Raw genomic sequence first — 25152 nt, forward strand, 5'->3', positions numbered from 1 at the left:
GCTTTTTTTATCCGTGTTTCAACGCATCATGTATTTTTTCTGCCAAAGAATGGCTAATGCCTGGCACTTTGGCTATTTCTTCGACACTTGCACTTTTTAATTCTTGTAGGCCACCTAAATATTGCAACAATGCTTGTCTTCGTTTTGGACCAACCCCATCAATATTTTGAAGGGTACTCGTTTTTCTTACTTTAGCACGCTGTGCTCGGTGTCCACCAATAGCATGGTTGTGACTCTCATCACGAATATGCTGTATCAAATGCAAAGCAGGAGAATCACTTGGCATTGAAAACTCTTCTCCACTAATTTTCACTAGTGTTTCTAACCCATGTTTACGAGTAACACCTTTTGCGATACCTAGTAATAATGGCTGCTTAGGCCAATCTTCCCAATGCTTACTGATAACCTCATAAGCTCGATTCAATTGCCCTTTACCACCATCAATAAAAATAATATCAGGGATTTTATCAATATCTAATTGTTTACTGTAGCGTCGTTCAAGAACTTGCGCCATAGCAGCATAATCATCACCACCAGTAATACCTGCTATATTATAACGTCGATACTCTGATTTTACTGGTCCTTCCTGATTAAAAACAACACACGATGCAACTGTTTTCTCTCCCATGGTATGACTAATATCGAAACATTCCATACGCTGAATAGAAGATAATACTAACGCTTCTTCTAATTGTTTAAAGCGCTGATACATTGTGAGTTTATGATTTGATTTACTGGTTAAAGCTGTTAATGCATTGGTATCTGCTAATTTTAAATAACGCCCTTTCATCCCTTTAGGATTTAATTGAAAAATAACTTTTCGCCCAGATAACTCAGTGAGTGCTCTTTCTAAATCTTCACTATTAAATTCAAAACTAGTGACCACTCGATTAGGAATCGTTCTACCCTGTGTATGATTTAAGTAGTATTGAGTCAGAAAGCTTAAAAAGACTTCTTCTTTGTCTGTGTTAGCTGGTATCTTCGGGAAAAAACTGCGACTACCTAAAATCTTCCCTTGGCGAATCATCAATAAGTGAACACACCCCAAGCCATTTTCAATTGCAAACCCTAAAACATCAAGATCATCACCACTGTCATCAGAGACATATTGTTGCTCCTGCACTCGTCTCATGGCTTGAATTTGATCTCGAATGATCGCTGCTTTTTCAAAATTCAAGGATTGACTGGCTGACTCCATTTGTTCGACCAGTGTTTGAATAACTTGCCTATCCTTACCTTGCAAAAACAAGCGAATAAAATCAGTCTGTTCTTTATATTCTTCATCACTAACAATCCCTTTAACACAAGGGGCTAAGCAGCGTCCAATTTGGTGCATTAAGCATGGTCTATGACGATTTGCATATACCGAATCTTCGCATTGGCGAATAGGGAATAACTTTTGGATGAGGTGAAGACTTTCTCTAACGGCTCCAGAATCAGGATAAGGGCCAAAGTACTCACCTTTTTTACGTTTCACACCACGGTGGATAGAGATCCTTGGATGCTTATGTTGTGAAATGAAAATATAAGGATACGATTTATCATCTCGAAGAAGCACATTATATTTAGGTAAGTATTGCTTAATATAATTGTGTTCAAGGATGAGAGCTTCTGTTTCAGAGTGAGTGACAGTAACGTCAACTTGATGAATATGGCTAACTAATGCCTTAGTTTTTTCCGAAGGTACATTACTACGAAAATAACTGGATAAACGTTTTTTTAAGTCTTTTGCTTTACCTACATAAATAACGTCAGCCTCGGCGTTATACATTCGATAAACGCCAGGCTGATGTGTTACAGATTTTAGGAACGCTTTTGAATCAAAGGAAGGCACTACAGCGTCTCAGCATCTAAAATACCATGACGAATAGCTAGATGAGTTAATTCAACATCTCCACTTATATTTAACTTACTGAATAAACGGTAACGATAGCTGTTCACTGTTTTAGGGCTTAAATTCAGTTGTTCGGAAATATCCGTCACTTTTTCGCCTTTAGTGATCATCATCATTATTTGTAGTTCTCGCTCAGAAAGCTCTTTAAATGGATTCTCAGCATCTGGCGTAAATTGACTTAGCGCCATCTGTTGTGCAATTTCTGGTGATAAGTAGCGTTGACCACTTTGTACCATACGAATCGCATTAACCATTTCGTCAGGACCTGCACCCTTAGTTAAATAACCAGCAGCACCGGCTTGCATAACTTTAGTCGGAAATGGGTTTTCAGTATGAATAGTCAAAACTATAACTTTCACATCTGGGTTAAATCTTAAAATCTTTTTGGTTGCTTCTAAGCCACCAATGCCAGGCATGTTCATATCCATAAGAACAATATCTGCCTGCTCTGTTCGACACCATTTAACGGCATCTTCACCGCTGTCAGCTTCCCCTACTACTTTAATTCCACGGACGTCTTCAAGAATACGTCTAATCCCTGTGCGAACCAGCTCATGATCATCTACAAGGAATACTTTAATCACAACTGACACTCCGATTTAATCTACAGCCACCTCTATGTAGAGGTCTTAACTAACTGTCTATTTTACCTTAAAAAACAGATAAAAGCATATTGATTATGCGTTAGGCCGCAAAGTTTTGCTATTAAAAAGCTATTGACTTTGATCCGGTTTCTTCAATATACAATAAAAATAATTCTTAAAATAGACCTAATTGAGAGTTAGATAATTCATTAAAATCTAAACCGATAAAAGGGAGAATTCCATCCGCGATCGGTTTCAATTGTTTCTCTACATAATGGTCATAATCAATCGGATTATTTATATATTCAACCGGTTCAGGTCCTGCAGTGGTAATGACATACTCTATCCATCCACCATATTGATATTGAGGCCTTTTTCCTATTTGTTGATTCCGATAATCTGCTAATCGTGCCGCTTTAACGTGAGGAGGAACGTTCTTTTGATATTCATCCAACTGTCTTCTCAAACGCTTTCTATAAATGAGCTGCTTATCTAACTTGCCCTGCTTAGTATCATCAACATATTGTCGAACGTATTCTTTTACATCTTGTTGATGAAATACTTTATGGAATAATGTTTTCTGAAATTCTTGTGATAATGGAGTCCAATCCGTTCTAACTGTCTCTAATCCTTTAAATACAATTTCTTCCTTACCTTCTTTTTTTACTAAACCAGCATAACGCTTTTTAGACCCAGTTTCTGATCCTCGAATCGTCGGCATTAAAAACGTTCGATAATGAGTTTCATATTCAATATCTAATGCTGAATCAATTGCGTATTTTTCAGATAAGTGGGAAATCCACCACTGATTTATCTTTTCAACCAAAGATGAACCAATAGCGTCAGCTTCTTTAGATGACATTGATTCCCGAGAGTAACAAACGTAGAGTCAGTATCGCCGTATATAACTTCATAACCCTCCTCTTCAATCAATTCACGAGTCATTTTCATAATTTCATGCCCACGCATGGTTATTGAAGAAGCCAATCGATGATCAAAAAAGCGGCAACCTGACGAACCTAGCACACCATAAAATGAGTTCATTATGATTTTTATTGCTTGAGAAAATGCCTTTTCATTATTTCTTTTTGCTTCATCTCGAGCAGACCATAAATTTTCAATTAATTTAGGTAAGAAGTGTTTAGAACGATGAAATCGTCCCCCTCTAAAACCATCAATGGCTTGATTATCTTCTGTACCTACTTCTTGTTTTAATCCTTCAATCAAGCCTAAAGGATCAATATTAAACGTACGAATAATAGAGGGATAAAGAGATTTAAAATCAAGAACGATAACAGATTGATATAAACCTGGCTTAGAATTCATTACATAGCCACCAGGACTTGCAACCCAATTCTCACTCTCTAAATTAGGTGCAATATACCCTGCTCTGTGAAGCCTTGGTAAATACAAGTTAGTAAATGCAGCAACTGAACCTCCAACACGATCAAGCTCAACCCCCGTTAATTTCGTTCGCTCAATCAAAAACTCTAAGAGATGAGTATGTTCAAATATACGAGTAACCAAAATACAATCTTGAAGGTTGTATTTAGCTAAAGAAAGTTTATCTTCTCGATACATTCGATTGATCTCAGACATTTTATCGCTTTGATCATTAATCGATTTACCTTCTTTCAATAACTCTTGAGCTACTGATTCAAGTGACCAACTAGAGAAATGATAAGTCGCAGTTTTCAGAGCATCAATACCGTCTAGCACAACGCGCCCAGGAAAAGATAAAAAACCTTGTTGCCGATTTTTATCGGAATCACGCCAATAAAGCGAACTGTTACCCCGACCAATACGAAAAGGTAATTTGTGCCATTTTGCTCTCTGAATTAATAATCGAAAATCAAAATTAATCACATTCCAGCCAATAATAATGTCTGGATCAAATTGATAAAACCAAGACTCTAAAGCAACAAGCAGTGCTTTTTCATTTTCCACCCATTGAATAGACAAATTACTGTCTTGTGAGTCGCCCACCATAATAATACGTGTATCGAGTTCACTATGTAGAGCGACGGAATATAGAATGCCTTTTTCTGAACACTCAATATCTAATGAAACCATACTAAATTTAGGTGAACGATCCGTCGTTTTGACTTTTACATTACGATATTCAATATGGTCTTTTTTTGTATTGGGTTGCCAATAAATGATAGACCACCACAAATAAAACGCTCCATTAAATAACGATCAGCTAAGCGAATATCGCTTTCATATATAGGTAAATGTAATTGTTCAATAAATTGAGTCGCTGCTCGTTTTTGGTAGGTATTTTTAAAATACAAACCGAGCACGGAATCATGATTAAATGTGGATAATGCCGTCGGTTTTATATGAAAAGGGATATTTTCTTTCTGTAAGCAAGCTTCATACTGAGAGCGCTTATCCTCTAATATGAAAGTAACTGCATCTTCATTCTCAATAAGTAAGTGTGCAATATGATCATCACACTTAACCCAGAGGTCGACTAAACTTTGATTATTAATTTCTCTAGTTTGACGTGTAAGCAAAAAACCCTGTTGAGGTGAATTCAAGTTATTAACCTATTTTTCGTTCAATTTTATTAAATTCAGCCACAACCCAATCTCCAAATTCATTAAGTAAAGCAAGAACAGAACGTTTTGGAACTTTACGCCCTTTTAATAATAAAACCACGCGTTCTATTTCAGTCTGTTTTTCTGGGTAATATTCCAAAAATTTTCGAGCACAAAGTACAGGATGATCGTACCAACCTTTATCTCGATGCATAACTAAAGAGTAGCAGCTTCTTAATAACTTTTTAGCGATAGTTTTTTGTTGCTCCACCTGAACGGCCATATCTTGGCTAGTAGCTATTTTTTTAATATAAACACCTAACCATTCTTCAATATCCATGTTCATATTTTTCGCTATTTCCCAGCTAGGCTCAAAATCACCAAAACGTTCTGATAGATCATCACCATAGATACAAACACAACAATGTCTCAACCAAAAACCCCAGCTAAAAATCGACTCTAATTGCAACGCATCCGCCGCCTCACCAATGTTAAATGTAACACCGGTAATTTGAGGGTATTTAGATTGGAAACGAATTTTAATGGTATTAATTAGCGTTTGTTCTTTATTGGTCAATGGTGCAGATGTAATAAGGGTAACGTCAAGGTTAGAGCGACCAACAATAGCTTCACGTCTAGCAACGCTGCCATATAAATAAATACTATGAACGGATTTCGGTGCAGCAGAGCGAACATGAGTAATTAAATCATGAATTACCGGTTCAAACTCATTTTGAAATGGAGAGTGTTTATCAATAATTGGTAAAGTAAAACGAGACAAAATGCACCCCAAATAAAGAATATTAAGGGACTTATGATCGCGATTTAACGTCAAAAAAGCAATAAAAAACCGGCCATTTAAAGCCGGTTTATTTTAAAATCTAACAAGTTATGCTGTTGCTGAGCGTCTTTTCGACATCATCATTAAAGCAAAACACGCTAAAACAAACGCAACACTTGCACCTGCAAATGCAACCAATACTGAACTTGTAAAACCAAGTACGATATAGCCAACAGCTGAAACCGCTGCAATTGATAATGCATAAGGCAATTGAGTTGATACGTGATCAATATGGCAACAACGAGCACCTGTCGAAGACAGAATCGTAGTATCTGAAATCGGCGAACAGTGATCACCAAATACTGAACCAGCTAAAACTGCACCTAACATAGGAAGAATTAATGCAATATCGGTGGCACCAGCCATATCACCAGCGATTGGTAACATAATGCCGAAAGTACCCCATGATGTACCAGTACTGAATGCCATAATTCCTGATAATAAGAACAAGATTACAGGGATCCAGTGAATACCAATGCTACCTTGTGCCAAACTAGATAAGTATGTACCAGTTTTCATATCACCGATAACTGAACCAATAGTCCAAGCAAAGAACAGAATTAGAATAGCGCCAAACATTGATTTCGCACCAATCCACATTGTCATACCTATATCTTTAGCTGACAGACCTTGACGGAATACAGTAATTAGCGCAGATGCTAGACCAATTAAACCACCGTAACAAAGTGAAGCACCAACATCGGTATTTTCAAATGCACCTAAAATATTAAACGCTTTACCATCTGCTGCTAACGCTTCGCCACCGGTATAAACCATGAAAGAGATCGTTGCGACAATTAACGTAATAATTGGGAAGATTAAATCTGAAACTTTACCAGTTTCACTCTCAACAATATTCAGCTCTTCATTTAAATCTTTTGATTCCGAATTAACACTCTGGTCATCAAAACCATTTCCACGAGCGGCTTCATTTTCATGATGACGCATTGGACCAACATCAAGTTGGAACCAAACAACAGCAAATACCATTAATAGCGCAAATACCGCATAAAAGTTCATTGGAATTAAACGAACATAAGCACCCAAAGCAGAATATTCAGTCACACCATGTGAAACTAAAATGCCACCAATAATAGTAATGATGTACGCCCCCAACTTGATGCAGGCATTAATACACACATTGGAGCTGCTGTTGAATCTAGAATATAAGCTAACTTAGCACGTGATACATAAAAACGGTCAGTAACAGGGCGGGATATTGAACCAACGGCTAAGCTATTAAAGTAATCATCAACAAAAATAAACACGCCTAAAAAAGCAGCAAGTAATTTTGCACCGCGTTTACTTTTAATTCTCGTTTGTGCCCATTCAGCAAAGGCACGAGTGCCACCTGAAAGAGTTAATAAAGCAGTTGTCATTCCTAACAAAATAAGGAAAGCAACAATACTCATGTTCCATGAATTAATAGAATCGCCATCGATGAAAACACCTTTGACAGAACTAAATACATAAGAAGCGGTTCCTGATACGGAATAATTAGACAGTAAGATTGCGCCTAATACGATACCTACACCAAGAGAAAGTAACACTCGGCGAGTTAAAATTGCCAAACCCAGAGCTATAAGCGGGGGCAAAATTGAAATTGGAGAATTTGAAAAATCAGCTAAGTTCATGATCTACAACAACCAGTCTGGTTGGAGATCTACTGCAGATACGATAGATATCGTTATTAAGGAAGTGAATGAATAACATTCCCCTACAGTAGCGCTCCATAGTTAAAAAATAAAATTGACTATGGCAGTGTTATTCCTCTTCGAAATAACCCCAGCTAATACGCTCGATTAACGTAATTAACTTCGGCACCGACTCCTTTCAATTGTCGTCATAAGTATCACCCTCTTACAATTTACTCTTAGGCGGTGCGCCTCTACCCTTTTAGGTGCGGTTATTGTACGGATTGAAAACAATTTTGCAATACTATATCTGAGTATTTTAACATTAAGTTATCTAGCTAATTAGAATGAAACATTTTAAAGTTATTTAGTAGCAGTCTTATCCTTAAGAATGGATATTATTAATATTAATATCATTAATATTTTTTTATTCCTTTATCTAGAAATTTGTTATATTATTTTTCTGTTATATTATAATCATATTATCAAAATAATTATGGAATCAAATATGTCTGATACAATTAAAACGCTGCTTAACCTACGCAGCCTACGTGCTTTATCTCGCGAAATGACTTTAGAACAATTAGAAGAAGCATTAGAAAAACTTCAATCTGTTGTTGCAGAACGTCAAGAATCTGAAGCAGAAGAGCGCGCTCAACTAGCTGAAAAACAAGCTAAACTTGAAGAGTTCCGTCAAATGATGATCGACAGCGGCATCGCTCCTGAAGATCTATTAGACACTATGTCTGCTACAACAGTAAAAACAAAACAAAAACGCGCACCTCGTCCTGCAAAATATAAATTCCAAGATCACGCTGGTGAAGAGAAAACATGGACAGGCCAAGGCCGTACTCCTTCAGCTCTTCAAGCACAGCTTGATGCTGGTAAAAAACTAGAAGAGTTTTTAATCTAATAATACTCTTTAAAAAGTATATAAAAAGACCACTTACTCTAAGTGGTCTTTTTTTATTTTCATTTTATTACATTTAGAAACGTATTATTGCTCGAAACTTTAAACTAACTAAGGGTCACCTGAATAAGATAAAACTGACAAGGTTTTTATCGAATAATTACTTAATCATTGTTTTTTTAATACACCAATATTAATACTATTATTAATAGTAATCTTTTCTATAAATCATAAGCTCTTACTCATTAATAAAACGAACTAAATAATATATAAAAATTCCTAGAACACGTACGCTATACCGACGTTACCTGTTGAACTTGTTGTATGCTCAATCATTGGACTATTTTCTAGGTTCCCCTCAAGGTTCACATAACGCAAACCGCCAGTCACTCGAACATTTGGTGTAATGTGGAAATAAGTAGATAATCCAATAAAAAACTGTCCATCCCAATCTGCATTAAATTGGTCAACTCCAGTTCGTAACGCTTCTTCATTGGATACTCCATATAAATGATTATTTAATTTCTCACTATTATATGAATACCCTAATGATGGTGTTATTGCCCACCCTCTCCCTCTTATTGGTAAACGCCAAGCCGCTTCTGCATAAAGACCATTATGAGTACGACCTACATCAGTTTCTCCTGTAAACTCGATAATCCCAACATGAGTAATCAACTGATAGCTCACCCCACCAAGCACAGTACTCTTACGTTCATCTAATTTTTGCATTGCTGCATCATTTGAATCATTAGGCTTAAACGTTCTAGGATCATAGACAAATCGAAATATTATATTTTGAGGTGAACCTACTGGTTTTAAGCGATAACCACCACTAAACCCTCTAAGGAATAGATGTTCCCCTCATAACCAATCATAGGAATAATGGTTGTATTCGAAGGCGTCTCTTTATAAAAGGAAGGGGAATATGCAGCGGCGGCACCAAGAGACCATTGTGAAATTTTTGCATTAGCACTGCTATTGAATAACACCAAAAGACAAAAAACAGAGCGACTTATTAACTTACTCACAATGACAACCTTATATAACCACAGAATTAACAATACAACGTACGATTATACATAACCACACACCATTTCATAGTTATTTAGGTTTTTTTGTTTATTTTAGATATAAAAAAAGCAGGCTAAGTGCCTGCTTTATTCAATTTTAAATCGGATTAACTATCATCTTCTCTAAAGTTGCTTGGTAAATTTAATTTCATTTCATTCCAAATCAAATTACCTTCCATACCGTACTGGCGCATTCTTGGCATTACAGCATCTTTACGTTCTTCTTCACAAATAAGCTTTAAGTCACGATAAAATTGTAAAGCTAACTCTCGAGCTTCAGAGTTAGAGAAGTAGTAACTACCAACTCGCGCATAAAGCTTTTTCAAACCATTAAAGATAAGCCCATAAATTTGATTGCCAGATTTAAAAGCAACACCTTGGAAAAGCATATAATCATAATAATTGAAGGTTTTAGCAATCAAGATCTCTTCACGTTTGGCAGGATCTTTTTCGTTATCTTCTTTCACTTCAGCTTTAATTTTTGTTCCGAATGGGGATGCCTCTATGAAACTGTCCCAACTTTCTGCAGCAAGTAACTGTTCACACGATTCAATGACACGATTAAGTGTTCTTAAAGAGCCTTCTTTATTTGTCTTGAATGCTTGTCTCATGAAAATACAACTAATGTTAGTTCGAGCAGCCAATAAGTCTTCAACAATTGAAGTGGCATTATTTGCATCAACTAATGTCATTAGTGTATCTAAAATATGCAAACCTGAGGTTTCCATATAATTGTTCACTTTTGTTGGTTTACCATGTTGAATTGTCAACCAACCATCACGAGCCAAACGTTGTAATACTTCTCGTAATGTCGTTCTCGTTACACCGATTAATTCAGAAAGCTCTCGCTCAGCTGGTAAAATTGAGCCTGGTGGAAAACGACCATTCCAAATACTTTCAATAATGTACTTTTCAGCGAATGCTGCAGGACTTTTTGCCTTAATAACCATACAAGTTTAAAATCCGTTCTTTAAATAAGATAACTGCACTCATCATACCACCAGTTCAATAAATCCTTAACTATTTATTAAATTTACCTGTAATTTAGAAACACATTTCCAATTTTTAAGCCTTAATCTCCCTAATAAATCAAGAACTCTGCTACCTTTTTTCTATACATTTCTTTAGTTTTATTAATAAAACCGAGCAAAGGCACATTTTGATCAATTTACTTCTTTCCAAATATTGACTATTAAGGAATTAAGAGTAAAGTTCAGGCGTTTGGTATATAAGGTTAGGTATATATAGGTAGTTATTTGGTAAAGCAGTAAAATAAGCCTTGTTGTTTTTCTAAATAGTTGTTTATCTTTACTAATAACAATATGTTAGGCGATTATTATCAACTCCCTACTTAACCTTATTTTTAGAATTATCGTAATAATGTAGAGAGCATCACATGTCTATTTCGCTAGGGAATGCATTTATCAAAAACTTTCTTGGTAAAGCCCCCGATTGGTACAAAATCGCAATACTTTCATTTCTTGTAATCAACCCACTTGTCTTCTTCTTTGTAGATCCGTTTACTGCAGGTTGGTTGCTGGTTGTTGAATTCATTTTTACTCTTGCAATGGCGCTAAAATGTTACCCATTACAGCCTGGTGGTTTATTAGCTATAGAAGCAATAGCCATTGGTATGACAAGCCCTGAGCAAGTAAAACATGAACTAGTAGCCAATATCGAAGTACTTTTACTACTCGTATTCATGGTTGCTGGAATCTACTTCATGAAGCAATTGCTTCTATTTATCTTTACTAAAATACTCATTGGTATTAAGTCTAAAACTGCTTTATCAGTGGCATTCTGTTTTACCGCTGCATTTTTATCAGCTTTCCTTGATGCCTTAACTGTAATTGCTGTTGTAATTAGTGTTGCTGTTGGTTTCTATGCAATTTATCACCGTGTTGCATCTGGCCAAGGTGGTTCACAAACTCATGATCATACTTGTGATAGCGATGTTGATGAATTAACACGTGAAGATTTAGAAGACTACCGTGCTTTTTTACGTAGCTTATTAATGCATGCAGGTGTTGGTACCGCTCTTGGTGGTGTAATGACAATGGTGGGAGAACCACAAAACTTGATCATTGCGGACCAAGCTGGTTGGTTATTTGGTGAATTCATTATCCGTATGCTTCCAATTACAGCGCCAGTATTTATCTGTGGTATTTTAACTTGTATCGCTGTTGAAAAATTAGGTATTTGTGGCTACGGTGCAAAATTGCCTGAAAACGTACGTAAAATCCTAGAAGACTACGAAGCAGAAGAACGTAAAAACCGTACTAATATCGATAACGCTAAATTAATCATTCAAGGTTTAATTGCGGTATGGCTAATTGTTGGTTTAGCACTTCATCTTGCTGCCGTTGGTCTAATTGGTTTATCAGTGATTATCCTTGCAACTGCATTTACAGGTGTGATTGAAGAACACTCTATGGGTAAAGCGTTTGAAGAGGCTCTGCCATTCACCGCCCTATTAGCCGTATTCTTTGCCGTTGTAGCTGTAATCATTGACCAAGAGCTATTTAAACCAATCATTGACGCTGTACTTGCAGTAGAAGATAAAGGTGCACAATTAGCACTGTTCTATGTAGCAAATGGCTTACTTTCTATGGTATCTGATAACGTGTTCGTTGGTACAGTTTACATTAATGAAGTAAAAGCAGCATTAATGGATGGTGTTATTACACGTGATCAATTTGATCTACTAGCTGTAGCTATCAATACAGGTACAAATTTACCATCTGTTGCTACACCAAACGGTCAAGCAGCTTTCCTATTCTTATTAACGTCTGCTCTTGCTCCGTTAATTCAATTATCATACGGCCGTATGGTATGGATGGCTCTTCCTTATACAATTGTGTTAGCACTAGTTGGTATGTTTGGTATCATTTTCTTCCTTGAACCTATGACTGCAATGTTCTACGATCTTGGTTGGATTGCACCTGGAACAATAGAAAGTGCAACTTCTGCGATTTCTAGTGGTCATTAATAAGGTAAACTACTTTTGATAGCAAAGGCTCTGTAGATACGGGGCCTTTATTTTTATAAGGAATAAAAATGCAAGCCCTTAATCATTTCTCACGCATTCGCCTATCTTGGTTTCTGCTACTACTTTGTATTATTTTTTTCGAAGCCTCCGCACTGACCTTTCAACACATAATGAAACTTCCACCTTGTGTTATGTGTATTTATGAGCGTGTTGCAATGATGGGGATAGGTGGCGCCGCTATTATTGGGTTATTAAACCCAAATAACCTTATTATTCGTTGGTGTGGTTTCATTGCATGGGGGATCAGTGCTGGGTGGGGGCTTAAGCTTGCGCTTGAGCATGTTGATTTCCAATTAAACCCTTCACCATTTTCAACCTGCGATTTATTTGTAACCTTCCCTTCATGGGCACCATTAAATAAATGGGCACCGTGGATGTTTGAAGCTTATGGTGACTGCAGCAAGATCGTATGGCAATTCTTAACGCTAACGATGCCTCAGTGGCTAGTTATTATTTTTGCAGGTAACTTAATTGCTTTGGCTATTTTTGTTATCGCACAATTCTTCAATAAAAAATAATAGCAATATTGCTAATAGTAAAAAGCCGCCACTAATTACGTATTAGTGGCGGCTTTTTTATTTTTAGTGCTTTATTTACCACAGCATTGTTTAAATTTCTTACCGCTATTGCACGGACAAGCATCATTACGGCCAATATCTTTATATGGATTTACTTTCTGGCCTTTATAACCAATCTGCAACTCATCAGCAGCCATTGCGACTTCAAGAATCATCATATCTAATTGTGGAAGCATGCTTTTTAGAGTTGGAGGAGTCTCAATCCCCGCTTCTTTCATTTGAGCCTGTGTTTGCTCTTCATCAAGTGCAAGCATTAACGTTGTTAGTAATGCTGATAACATACGAGAAGTGCCATCACCAATGCTTACTTCAGCCCACATATCTTCAATTAAAGGCCAAACACTCATAAAACCTTCAGCGAAATCAGCCAATAAGTCAACGTTCTCAGTATCGATCAAATTGGCAATTTCATATTCATTACGTTTAAGTAATGTGTATTGCTGTTCAATTTGATGAATAACTGCATTTTTAATATTCAAAGTTACATCAGTACCAACAAGACCATTCAACCACACTTCTGGCTCTAAAGGTTTTGTTGCCATATTTGCGGCTAGCACAGCACCTTCAAGAAATACATTTGTGCAGGTTAAATCTGCATCACTTAGAGAAATTAATTGGTACTTCATTATTTTTTCACTTTTTAAATTAAGTTTTCGGCGTAGTATAGCGCAAATAATTATTAGAGCCTAAGTGCCGTTATTATTAATTTTTGCTTGTTGAGAACATTATGAAAAAAAATCGAGGATTTACACTCATAGAGTTGATCGTTGTTATTGTTATCTTAGGAATTTTAGCCGTTACGGCTGCACCACGATTTTTAAGCTTGCAAAACGATGCTCATAAATCTAGAGCTAAAGGTGTCTTTGCCGAATTCACCTCTGGAGTTAATTTGTACCATGCTGCTTGGTTAACACAAGGTGAACCATCAGTCAGTTCAGGTGTAGCTGTAGAGTACGGAGACGAAAAGATATTTCCATCTGCTGAAGGGTTTCCACTTGGTACAACAAACCATCAAGGCATTATTACTGGTGAAGGTTGTGGTGAGCTTTGGAATGCATTACTAAATCAAGACTTAACTATTTCTGAATATAAAGGTGATGATTTTATTACTTCTAGTACAGATATAGAATATTGGTATGGCTCACCTGTTACAGGTAAACCACAAGCTTGTATGTATTACTATACATCAGATATCACTAATAAAAATCATCAGGGTTATCGACTGAATTATTTCCCATCGACGGGAGAAACGATAATTACTACTTATAACAAAGGAAGTAAGTGACATAGGCTGCCTTTCCCCTACAATCCCACCTCCAATAAAAGAGGTGGGATATGCAAGTAATACTAGGCCCTATGGAGGGCGTGCTCGATCATTTAATGCGCGAGTTACTAACTGAAATTAATGATTACGATTTCTGTGTTACAGAGTTTGTTCGCGTTGTCGATCAACTGCTTCCCCCTCATGTATTCCATCGTATTTGTCCTGAGCTGCTAAATGACAGCAAAACCAAATCAGGTACCCCTATTCGTCTTCAGCTATTAGGCCAAGAGCCTAACTGGATGGCAGAAAATGCTGCGAGAGCAATTGAACTTGGCTCTGACGGCATTGATCTGAATTTTGGCTGCCCAGCTAAAGCGGTAAACAAAAGTCGTGGCGGAGCTGCGCTTTTAAAAGAGCCAGAGCTCATCTACCAAGTAGTTAAAGCTTGTCGAGATGCCGTAAGTAAAGATAAGAAAGTTACAGCTAAAATTCGTTTAGGTTGGGAAAATCCTGAAGAATGTTTTGTTATTGCCGACGCTATCAAACAAGCTGGAGCGAATGAACTAACCATTCACGCAAGAACCAAAGTAGATGGGTATAAAGCAGAAGAAATTAAATGGGATTACATTAACCAAGTTCGCCAACAGATTGATATTCCAATTATCGCAAATGGTGAAATCTGGAACTATGATGACGGCCAACGCTGTATTGCAGCAACAGGAATCGATTCATTAATGGTATGCCGTGGGGCTTTTAATGTACCCAACTTAGGTAACGTAGTTAAGCACAACCATTCAAAAATGCCTTGGCCTGAAGTCATTGCTTTGCTTATTCATTATTCGAAGCTTCAAATGGCTGGAGATAAAGGACAATATTACTCAAATCGAGTAAAGCAATGGCTCGTTTATCTTCGTCAAGAATATACCGAAGCAAAAGATATTTTTATGGATATTCGAAGTCATAAAAAATCAGAGCCTATCGTTGCCCGTCTAAATCAAGAGCTAGAAAAGTAAGCTAGCCTTATTTTTTCGCGCATATTTCCCCGAACCAATGACCGAGTTTATGAAAAGTAAACTCGGTTTTTACCATCTTGTTTCGCCTTATAAAGCAAGGCATCGGCTTTCTTAATCACATGTTCAAATGAAAATTCTTGATGTGAATCGATTACCGTTACGCCACCAGAAACAGTAAAACCACCTTTAACTACTTTTCCTGATGAATCCTGAATTGATTTTCTTACACGCTCACAAACACTTTCTAAGCTATTTCTTGATTCAGCATTAATACAGATAACAAACTCTTCACCGCCAAATCGAGACACAATATCACTATCACGCACACTCTTATTCAGCATTCTCGCGACATATTTAATAGCCTCATCACCCACATCATGTCCAAACACATCATTAATTTGTTTGAAGTCATCAATATCGTAAATTGCAAAACCAACGTACTTTTTCACGACACGATCTTGTAAGCTCATTTCAAAACCACGACGATTATATAAGCCTGTCATTGGATCTTGTTTAGCCAAATCACGATAGTATTTTTGAGATACTCGACTTTGGTAATAGAACATAGATAGTAAAGAGAGGATATACATTACTAACGTTAAAATTAACGAATTAGAGTCATGCACAAGAAAACCCTTCAACTCTTCTTTTATCGATGTTTTATAATATAAGAAATACGTAAAGTCAGTGAAATCTAAATTAACTGGCTGCATAAAACGATATTGTTCAAATCTCTTATACTCATCACTGTTTAACAACTGAATATGTTGCGATATTTCATTTGATGAACGTAAAAGTTTTTCAACTGAAAGGTCAATGACTAATACACCTTTGAATATACCTTTATAGTAAATAGGCGTTGAAAAAGTTAATACTTCAAGTCCATCAAAAAAAGCATCGGTATATGGAGGCGTAAACGTAATATATTTTTCACTGTCGTTTTTCATACTGTCTTTCCAGTATGGGCGCGAATAAATAACATCAAGCGTTTTTTGCGATAAATTCTCAGCAATTTCTTTTGGTGAAGAGATAATATAATTATATTTTGAAATGAAATAGATCCCATGAAGGTAACTTTCATAATCATGGATAAAAGAAATAACAGGGGCAAGGCTCACCTTCTTAGATGCAATTTCATATACTTCAGATGATGGATCGCATAAATCTTTTTTACCAGCGATACTATAATCAAGGCGTCCTTCTGCAACTGAAATGTCTTGTTCTGCCATTACTGCATCTAAATTTTCGCTTGGACGAATAACACAAAGCCCACTATCTTTCTTAATTTCAAAGTTGTGATTATAAAAACTACCTTGATTTTGCTTATATAGCTGCGAAATATTGTAATCCAAAGAAATAATTACTTTAATTGAACGTTGAAGTGAATTTATAATACGATCATACTCTCGGTTAACTTGACGTTGTACGGAGTTCATGTGGTTATTTAAAATAAAACCTACGATCAACACTAGGAATAGTGTTGGTATAAGAAAGATATGTTTTAAATTAAATTTCGGCATGTATAAATTCTTTAACACGAAGTGAACAGACTATATTACATACATTTTTGTGCTATTTCTTCCAAAAATGTCAGTTTTAACAGACAACTGACATTTTTATAGGAATCACAATAATGAATAACTCTTAGATAACCTGTTGACTTAACAGAGAAATACCTGATTTTTCAAACGAATTCATTTTTGCCATTGTTTCGATTTCGTCACTTGTATATTTATCACCATCATAAACGACAACAATGCTTTGATCACCAGACTTTAAAAAGTTAATCTCGCCGTATGGAGTGTATCTTGTCGCTCCAATACTAATAATTGCCTGCTTAGGGTAACTAGCATTAGCCAAATAAATAGATAAATTTTCTGCAGGTCCTTCATCTTTTTGATTATTCATTTTATCGATAATCCAATCATTTAATTGCTCATGAAAATAGCTGTAATCAATTGCTGCGCTGTCTTCACCGTAGCGATTCAATTCACCATTTCTCATATGAAAACTTGCAATACGATATTTATCTAACTCACAACCTTTAGTAAATGATGACAATTTGATGAAATCTTGAGAAATACCTTTCGTCTCCGCCCCCCAATTTTTCTTCTCACTGATTTTTTTTGCATTGGGTTTTCTTATTGAGCAGTCATTGTATGCAGCAAATTTAACTGGTGTCAGTGCCACTACTTTATTGTCTTGGTAGCTAATATCAAAGACGATTGCAACTTCTGGTTCAATTTGCAGATTATCCGCATCATTTGGCGGAATAATGGTATCAGAAGATAATGGGTATTGAGATAGAAAGCCTGCATGTTGTGATGGGACATAAAAAGGAAACAATGCTTTAGGTTGAATATTATTCTCAACTTTAACATTCAAAAAATCAGTTGCTTCGCCCGCTTGCTCTAAATGACCAGCGAAATTACCTGCCACCCCAAAACCGATTACATCTTTAAACATATTGCGCCTTTTCATAAATAATAAATATCAGGGCACAATAGTGTATTCTTAAAAATGAATCGATGATGGGGATCGTATTTTAAGATTTCTTTGCTTTTCTTTTACGTTTAAATTGTGGCTTAGCTGGACTTTTTAATGTTCTTAATGACTCTGGTACCGGGCCTTGCTGAACACCTTGCATAAAATTAGTCACTTTTATTTCTAATTCCGACATAAAAGGTCGATAAGCGTGTGTTTTCTCTGTCATACCTTGAAGCTGAAATTCCCAATGAGCGGTCATGTCCGGGTAAGTTGCTTCATTTGGTAAAGCATGAATAAGCCCTCTACCAGCTTCACTGGCATGAATGGACTTTCCATTTCTAGTTAATAACTGACGTTTAAATAATGTATCTAAAATACCCGCACGAGTCGCTTCTGTTCCCAAACCATCCGTATCTCTTAGTATTTTTTTCAGTTCTTTATCTTCCACAAAGCGTGCAATACCTGTCATTGCTTGCAAAAGCGTCGCCTCAGTAAAATGTTTTGGCGGTTCTGTCATGCGATGTTTTATTTCACCTTCTCGACAAGTGTGAACCTCACCTTTTGATAATGGCGGAACTTTACTCGCTACATCGTCATCACTATTTTGAGATTGCACTTTGCCAAGCAGAACTCGCCAGCCAGCAAACAGCATTTGCTTTCCTTTTGCAACAAACACCCCACCAGCAATATCAAACACCAATTCAGCCTCAGCATAAACCGCAGCAGGATAAAATTGCATTAGGTATTGACGAGCAATCAAATGATACACTTTCTCTTCATAGCCAGATAAGCCCGCTGAACCACTGGATTTCGGTGTTGGAATAATAGCATGGTGAGCATCCACCTTACTGTCATTCCAAGCTCGCGATTTCAGTGAAAGGTCGGCTTTTGTAACAGCTGTTGATAATTGCTTATCATTATTTCCTATCGCAGCACACACTTGCTCACGCTGTTTATAATGGTCTTTTGGTAAATGACGACTATCTGAACGTGGATAGGTTATTAACTTATGCTTTTCATATAATGCCTGACACGCATCTAGCACTTGCTGTGCACTTAATCCATAACGTTTTGCCGCATCGATTTGAAGTGATGACAAAGAATATGGCAAAGGCGCATTTTGTTTCGTTTCTTTATTTTCAGCTTTAGTTACTGTCGCCGGTTGATTCGCTATGCGCTGAGCGACATTTTCAACCAGTTTAAGATTAAGAACTCGTCCCTCTTCATCCTGCCATGGCTGACACGCTTCACTAGGTTTCCATTTTGCTCTGATATCAAAAGGAACACCGTCGTTTAATTGATCATTCTGATAAGGAATAAGGGCATCTAGCGTGTAATACGCTTTTGGTACAAAATTAGCAATTTCTTCATCACGGCGAGTAACTAAGCCTAAAACCGGAGTTTGTACTCTTCCTACTGATAATACTCCTTGATAACCACCTCGTTGACCTAATAACGTGTAGGCACGTGTCATATTCATACCATATAACCAATCGGCACGAGAGCGTGCTAAGGCCGAAATAGAAAGAGGAATAAACTCTTGATTACTACGCATAGAAGTCAACGCACGCTTCACCGCAGGCAGGTTTAAATCACTGATCAATAAGCGTTGAGTCGCCGCTTTTTTCGTTTTAGATAATTTTAAATAATCCAACACCTCATCCACCAGTAACTGACCTTCTCTATCAGGGTCTCCCGCATGAACGATCTGCGTTGCATTTTTTAACAACTTTCGAATTACCGTTAATTGCTTACTGGAGGCTTTTCTTGGTCTAAGTTGCCACTGATCTGGCACGATAGGTAAATGCTCCATACGCCATGATTTATATTTATCATCATATGCATCGGGTTCAACTTGCTCTAATAGGTGACCAATACACCATGTCACAATATCTCCATTGCCGCATTCGATGTAACCTTGTTGGTTTTTTTGTGGTTTTGCTAGGCCTGCGGCAATCGCTCTGCCAAGGCTTGGTTTTTCGGCAATAAATAATCGTGACATAAAAAATGCTGATGTTGTGAATAACATCAGCACTATACCTGTATGAATAGACAGTTATCAAGTTTTTGTTTATTAAGAGGCTATAACTTTGAAGCCAACTCTACTCCTTGACGAATCGCTCTTTTTGCATCCAGTTCACCTGCATAATCAGCGCCACCAATAACATGATGATTAATTTCATTTATTGTTAATGCTTCAGCTAGCTCATTAACAGACACCTGCCCTGCACACATAATGACATGGTCGACATCTAACAACTTAACCTCTTCATTATGTCGAATATAAAGACCATCATCATTCACTTTTAAGTATTCAACACCTGCTAACATATTCACGCCACGTTTTTCTAATGTGCGCTTATGAATCCAACCAGTTGTTTTACCTGGGCCTTTACCGATACTTCCTTTTTTACGTTGCATTAACCATACTTCTCGAGTTGGTTTATAGGTATCTTGGGGCTTTAATCCACCTTCAAATTCAATATTTTTATCAATATCCCAGTCTTGCAACCAAGTATCTAATGTTTGATTTTCCTGTTCAGTTATCATTGTCGCAACATCGATACCAATACCACCAGCACCAACCACTGCTACTTTTTGGCCTAATGTCGGTTGGTTTTTAATGTAGGTTTGATAATCAATCACTTTAGGATGTTCACTTCCTTCCAATTGAGGAGCTCTTGGTTTCACACCTGTTGCCACAATCACTTCATCAAATTGACGTAATTCATCCATTTCAACGCTGTAATTTAACTTCACGACAATGTTCTGGTGATCGAGTTTATTAGTAAAATAACGAATGGTCTCTTTAAACTCTTCTTTACCTGGGATTTGCATCGCTAAATTAAATTGACCACCAATACGCTCATTACGCTCGAAAACCGTGACCTGATAACCTCTCTCTGCTAATGAAACCGCACAAGATAATCCTGCCATTCCTGCACCAATGACACCTATAGATTTCGTTTTATCACTTGGTTCTAAGACTAATTCTGTTTCATAACACGCTTGCGGATTAACTAAACACGTCGCTCTTTTCGCCTTAAACACGTGATCTAGGCAGGCTTGGTTACATCCGATGCACGTATTGATAAGCTCGGCTTTATTTTGTTCCGCTTTATTGACAAACTCAGGATCCGCTAAAAATGGACGAGCCATTGACACCATATCAGCCTGACCTGTTGCTAATATATTTTCTGCTACTTCTGGCGTATTGATTCGATTACAAGTAACCAAAGGTATCGATACTTTATTTTTTAATTTTTCAGTTACCCAACTAAACGCGGCTCTTGGTACTTGGGTGGCGATGGTTGGAATACGAGCTTCATGCCAACCTATTCCGGTATTTAATATAGTAACGCCTGCTTTTTCTAATTCTTGTGCAAGCTCAACGACTTCATCAAATGTGCTACCTTGCTCAACTAAATCAAGCATAGATAAACGAAAAATAATAATGAAATCTGCACCTACTTTTTCTCTTATGGCTTTAATGATTTCGAGAGGAAAACGAATTCTATTTTGATAACGCCCTCCCCAATTGTCATAACGAACATTAGTACGAGCACAGATGAATTGATTAATTAAGTACCCTTCAGATCCCATGATTTCAACACCATCATAATTTGCCTGCTTAGCAAAATAAGCGCTATTGGCAAAATCACGGATTGTTTTTTGAATTTGACGCTCACTCATTTGCGATGGAGTAAACATCCCAATGGGGGCTCTAATGTCTGAAGCACTTAATGCAAGTGGATGCATGGCATAGCGACCTGCATGCAATAACTGAAGGGCAATCTTACCACCGTTATCATGCACAGCTTGCGTTAGCGCTTTATGCTTTTCTGCCGTACGAGACGAACTAAATTGCGCACTAAATGGAGTTAATCGCCCTCGAAAATTTGGAGCAAAACCACCTGTGACAATGAGTCCAACACCACCTTTTGCTCTTGCGGCATAAAAAGCAGATAACTTTTTAAATCCATCATTACTCTCTTCAAGACCTGTATGCATGGAGCCCATCAGTACTCGATTTTTTAATTGAGTAAATCCTAAATCTAACGGCTGAAACAGATGTGGGTAGCTCATATCAATCCATCGCTTATAATTATTGTGGTCTGACCAGAATAGTATCAATATACGTTTGTTACAATTACCTTTTTACAATTATGCAACATTCATCAAATCTTTTACTTATTACGCATAAATCGTACTAATTCTTACTTAGACCTTTCGGCCTAGTTACTTTATTTACTACTTAGAGTAGGATATAGACATAGATCATAAAATGTATAATAAGGAAATATATGAAAGGGTTATTCCACTTCATAGGCAAATGTTTTCAAGCGATATGGAAGTTACTTTCCTTTACGCGCCAGCTCGTACTTAATCTGTTTTTTCTCATTTTTATTGGCGTCATTGCTTTCGCATTCTTAGATAGCACTCCCCCATCAACAGAAGATAAAATTGTTGAACCAAAAGCATTAATTCTCGACTTATCTGGCCCAATTGTTGAAGAAAGCAAATTTAGAGAGCCATTAGAACGAATTACTTCGGATGTTTTAGGTAGCCAAAAATCACAAGAAAATGTGTTATTTGATATCGTCGATACAATTCGTTTCGCAGCACATGACAATAATGTGTCTGGTTTGGTGCTGCATTTAAAAGAAATGAATGAAACCAGCCTCACTAAACTGCGCTATATTGCTAAAGCGATAAATACCTTTAAAGCCGCAGGCAAACCTGTTTATGCAATTGGTGATTATTACAATCAGAGCCAATATTACCTTGCAAGCTATGCTGATAAAGTATTCATGGCTCCTGATGGTACTGTTTTGTTGCGTGGCTATGGTGCGTATACGCTTTACTACAAAGAGTTGCTAGAGAAACTAAACGTATCTACTCATGTATTCCGTGTGGGTACATATAAATCTGCTGTTGAACCCTACCTTCGTAATGACATGTCTGATGCTGCAAAAGAATCAGCTTCTGCTTGGTTAACCCAACTTTGGGATGCGTACTTAGATGACGTTGCGACCAATCGCCAAATCGATCCAAAAACACTGACAATGCCTATGGATCAATTCATCGCTAAATTAAAATCAGTGAATGGTGATCTATCGCAAATGACGGTAGAACTGGGTTTAGTCGATAAACTAGCGACACGACAAGAAGTTCGTAAAGATTTAATTGAACAATTTGGTTCAAATGGTTACGACAGCTTCAAACAAATCAGCTATTACGATTATTTGTCTCAAGTTCAACCAAGTGTTATTCCTGACGCACAAGATATCGCTGTTGTTGTAGCAAGTGGTGCCATTATGGATGGAACAGAACGCCAAGGTACAGTGGGTGGTGATTCTACAGCAGCACTTCTTCGTCAAGCTCGTGGCGACGATAAAGTAAAAGCGGTGGTACTTCGTGTTGATAGTCCAGGAGGAAGTGCTTTTGCTTCTGAAGTCATTCGTAATGAAATTGATGCATTAAAAGAAGCAGGAAAACCAGTGGTTGTCTCTATGTCTAGTGTAGCGGCTTCTGGTGGTTATTGGATTTCAGCAAGTGCTGATAAAATTATTGCTCAGCCAACAACAATTACTGGTTCTATTGGTATTTTTGGCATTTTAACGACATTTGAAAAAAGTTTAGAGAAAATGGGGATCCACAGTGATGGGATCTCAACCTCTCCTTTCAATGGCGTTAGTATTACTCGTCCTTTAAATGATGATGTTGCTCAAGTTATGCAATTGGGTATTGAACATGGTTACCATCGTTTCATTAAACTTGTCAGCGATCATCGTAACCTATCATTAGAGGCCGTAGACAAAGTGGCTCAAGGCCGAGTTTGGACAGGTAAAGATGCGTTAAAACATGGTCTTGTTGATCAGCTGGGTGATTTTGATGATGCTGTGCAAACAGCTGCTCAATTAGCAAATATGGAATCATACAACCTATATTGGGTAAAAGAGCCACTAACGCCAATGGAGCAATTCTTAGAAGAATTAAGCATGAACCTAAATGCGAGCGTCAGAACTGAGTTATTTTCATTCGCTCCTGAAGCTTTGCAACCAACAATCAATAAAGTTGCAACAGATATCAACATGTTAAATAACTTTAATGATCCAAAAGGGCAATATCTCTTCTGTTTAAACTGTAGCAATCTTTAAAAGCATGACGAGCCCGACACATGTCGGGCTTTCTTTATGCCAAATGCACAGTATAATCCCCCACCTCCCATAACTCTGTACCGTTGTTATTATGGAAAGAAAACACATTTACATCGCCTATACTGGCGGCACAATCGGCATGATAAAGTCTGATGATCATGGTTATGTTCCAGCTGCTGGATTCATGCAACATCAACTTAAACAAATGCCAGAGTTCCATCGTGCAGAAATGCCAATTTTCACCATTCACGAATACGATCCTTTGATTGACTCTTCAGACATGACGCCTGAAGACTGGCAACGTATTGCTGACGATATTCGTGCTAATTACGACAAATACGACGGATTTGTGATTCTTCATGGTACGGACACCATGGCCTACACAGCATCGGCTCTTTCTTTCATGCTAGAGAACCTTGGAAAACCAGTTATTGTTACTGGCTCTCAAATTCCTCTAGCAGAACTTCGTTCTGATGGCCAAAGCAACTTATTAAATGCATTGCATATCGCAGCAAATTACCCTATCAATGAAGTAACATTATTCTTTAATAACAAATTGATCCGTGGTAATCGCAGTACTAAGTCACATGCAGATGGTTTTGATGCGTTTTCTTCACCAAACTTACCACCTTTATTAGAGGCTGGTATTAATATTCAAATTAATGGTGCAGAAATCAACAAACAGCCTGAAGGTGAGTTCACAGTAAATAACATTACACCACAACCAATCGGTGTCGTGACAATGTATCCTGGGATCTCGGCAGAAGTGATCAAAAATACACTACGCCAACCAGTCAATGCGATGATCTTACTGACCTTTGGTGTGGGTAATGCGCCACAAAACCCTGAGCTTCTTGCACAATTAAAAGAAGCATCTGAACGTGGCGTTGTCGTGGTTAACTTGACTCAATGTTTATCTGGAAAAGTAAACATGGGTGGCTATGCAACAGGCTGTGCTCTAGCTGAAGCTGGAGTAATTAGTGGTTATGATATGACACCAGAAGCCGCTCTAGCTAAACTTCATTATATTCTAAGCAAAGAATTACCCTATGAAACCATGCGTACTATGATGCAACAGAATTTATGTGGTGAATTAACGCATTAATTACGATTTACGTAAT

16 protein-coding genes, 3 pseudogenes and 1 riboswitch are annotated in these 25152 nt (G+C 37.3%); of the genes and pseudogenes, 7 read left to right on the forward strand and 12 right to left on the reverse strand.

What is annotated here, in order from left to right; genetic code table 11:
* Positions 1-7: 7 nt before the first annotated feature.
* The 5 genes and pseudogenes from uvrC to AAFX60_009125 form a co-directional block, all read right to left on the reverse strand.
* The gene (gene uvrC, locus AAFX60_009105) at positions 8-1834 is read right to left on the reverse strand and encodes an excinuclease ABC subunit UvrC (protein XDF76899.1); all 1827 of its coding nucleotides are present in this window, start codon (positions 1832-1834) and stop codon (positions 8-10) included.
* The gene (uvrY, locus tag AAFX60_009110) at positions 1834-2478 is read right to left on the reverse strand and encodes a UvrY/SirA/GacA family response regulator transcription factor (GenBank protein XDF76900.1); all 645 of its coding nucleotides are present in this window, start codon (positions 2476-2478) and stop codon (positions 1834-1836) included. Before uvrY ends, uvrC begins: the two co-directional genes overlap by 1 nt.
* A 175-nt stretch (positions 2479-2653) precedes the next feature.
* Positions 2654-5021, reverse strand: a pseudogene (locus AAFX60_009115) (DNA polymerase II).
* 4 nt (positions 5022-5025) lie between these two features.
* Positions 5026-5802 (reverse strand): nucleotidyltransferase domain-containing protein, encoded by a 777-nt coding sequence (locus tag AAFX60_009120; GenBank protein ID XDF76901.1) that lies wholly within the window; start codon positions 5800-5802, stop codon positions 5026-5028.
* 108 nt (positions 5803-5910) lie between these two features.
* A pseudogene (locus AAFX60_009125) lies at positions 5911-7496 on the reverse strand (Na+/H+ antiporter NhaC family protein).
* Between the two features lie 81 nt (positions 7497-7577).
* A riboswitch (Lysine riboswitch) is annotated at positions 7578-7761 on the reverse strand.
* Positions 7762-8004: 243 nt separating this feature from the next.
* On the opposite strand from AAFX60_009125, the gene AAFX60_009130 reads away from it, so the two are divergent.
* A complete protein-coding gene (locus AAFX60_009130; protein XDF76902.1) occupies positions 8005-8409 on the forward strand; it encodes an H-NS family nucleoid-associated regulatory protein in 405 nt (134 codons plus the stop codon).
* A gap of 276 nt (positions 8410-8685) precedes the next feature.
* Here AAFX60_009130 and AAFX60_009135 read toward each other — a convergent pair.
* Both AAFX60_009135 and fadR read right to left on the reverse strand, forming a co-directional pair.
* Positions 8686-9437, reverse strand: a pseudogene (locus AAFX60_009135) (MipA/OmpV family protein).
* Positions 9438-9586: 149 nt separating this feature from the next.
* Positions 9587-10429, reverse strand: coding sequence for a fatty acid metabolism transcriptional regulator FadR (gene fadR / locus AAFX60_009140; GenBank protein ID XDF76903.1), 843 nt, complete (start codon positions 10427-10429; stop codon positions 9587-9589).
* A 446-nt stretch (positions 10430-10875) separates the two neighbouring features.
* On the opposite strand from fadR, the gene nhaB reads away from it, so the two are divergent.
* Positions 10876-12468, forward strand: a complete 1593-nt coding sequence (gene nhaB / locus AAFX60_009145) for a Na(+)/H(+) antiporter NhaB (protein XDF76904.1) — start codon at positions 10876-10878, stop codon at positions 12466-12468.
* Between the two features lie 68 nt (positions 12469-12536).
* Positions 12537-13046 (forward strand): disulfide bond formation protein DsbB, encoded by a 510-nt coding sequence (gene dsbB / locus AAFX60_009150; GenBank protein XDF76905.1) that lies wholly within the window; start codon positions 12537-12539, stop codon positions 13044-13046.
* Positions 13047-13117: 71 nt separating this feature from the next.
* Here dsbB and AAFX60_009155 read toward each other — a convergent pair whose 3' ends face one another.
* Entirely contained in the window at positions 13118-13732 is a 615-nt protein-coding gene (locus AAFX60_009155; protein ID XDF76906.1) for an SEC-C metal-binding domain-containing protein, read from the reverse strand.
* Between the two features lie 101 nt (positions 13733-13833).
* Here AAFX60_009155 and AAFX60_009160 point away from each other — a divergent pair, with 101 nt between their 5' ends.
* Both AAFX60_009160 and dusC read left to right on the forward strand, forming a co-directional pair.
* Positions 13834-14391 carry a type II secretion system protein gene (locus tag AAFX60_009160; protein ID XDF76907.1) on the forward strand — a complete coding sequence of 186 codons (558 nt, stop codon included), beginning with the start codon at positions 13834-13836 and terminating at the stop codon, positions 14389-14391.
* 50 nt (positions 14392-14441) lie between these two features.
* Positions 14442-15383 (forward strand): tRNA dihydrouridine(16) synthase DusC, encoded by a 942-nt coding sequence (gene dusC / locus AAFX60_009165; protein ID XDF76908.1) that lies wholly within the window; start codon positions 14442-14444, stop codon positions 15381-15383.
* 47 nt (positions 15384-15430) lie between these two features.
* Here the strand turns inward: dusC and AAFX60_009170 are convergent, their stop codons facing one another.
* The 4 genes from AAFX60_009170 to AAFX60_009185 form a co-directional block, all read right to left on the reverse strand.
* A complete protein-coding gene (locus tag AAFX60_009170; protein XDF76909.1) occupies positions 15431-16903 on the reverse strand; it encodes a diguanylate cyclase in 1473 nt (490 codons plus the stop codon).
* Positions 16904-17027: 124 nt separating this feature from the next.
* Complete coding sequence (locus AAFX60_009175; GenBank protein ID XDF76910.1) at positions 17028-17849, reverse strand: DUF5718 family protein; 822 nt, start codon at positions 17847-17849, stop codon at positions 17028-17030.
* A 79-nt stretch (positions 17850-17928) separates the two neighbouring features.
* Entirely contained in the window at positions 17929-19872 is a 1944-nt protein-coding gene (locus AAFX60_009180) for a DNA topoisomerase III (protein ID XDF76911.1), read from the reverse strand.
* An 80-nt stretch (positions 19873-19952) separates the two neighbouring features.
* Positions 19953-21956 carry an NADPH-dependent 2,4-dienoyl-CoA reductase gene (locus AAFX60_009185; protein ID XDF76912.1) on the reverse strand — a complete coding sequence of 668 codons (2004 nt, stop codon included), beginning with the start codon at positions 21954-21956 and terminating at the stop codon, positions 19953-19955.
* Between the two features lie 218 nt (positions 21957-22174).
* On the opposite strand from AAFX60_009185, the gene sppA reads away from it, so the two are divergent.
* Both sppA and ansA read left to right on the forward strand, forming a co-directional pair.
* On the forward strand, positions 22175-24031 hold the full coding sequence (gene sppA, locus AAFX60_009190) for a signal peptide peptidase SppA (GenBank protein XDF76913.1): 1857 nt from the start codon (positions 22175-22177) through the stop codon (positions 24029-24031).
* A 91-nt stretch (positions 24032-24122) separates the two neighbouring features.
* Positions 24123-25136 (forward strand): asparaginase, encoded by a 1014-nt coding sequence (gene ansA, locus AAFX60_009195; protein ID XDF76914.1) that lies wholly within the window; start codon positions 24123-24125, stop codon positions 25134-25136.
* The last annotated feature ends 16 nt before the right edge of the window (positions 25137-25152 follow it).

Origin of the sequence: Aliivibrio fischeri (assembly GCA_038993745.2) — a bacterium.
GTDB lineage: Bacteria > Pseudomonadota > Gammaproteobacteria > Enterobacterales > Vibrionaceae > Aliivibrio > Aliivibrio fischeri_B.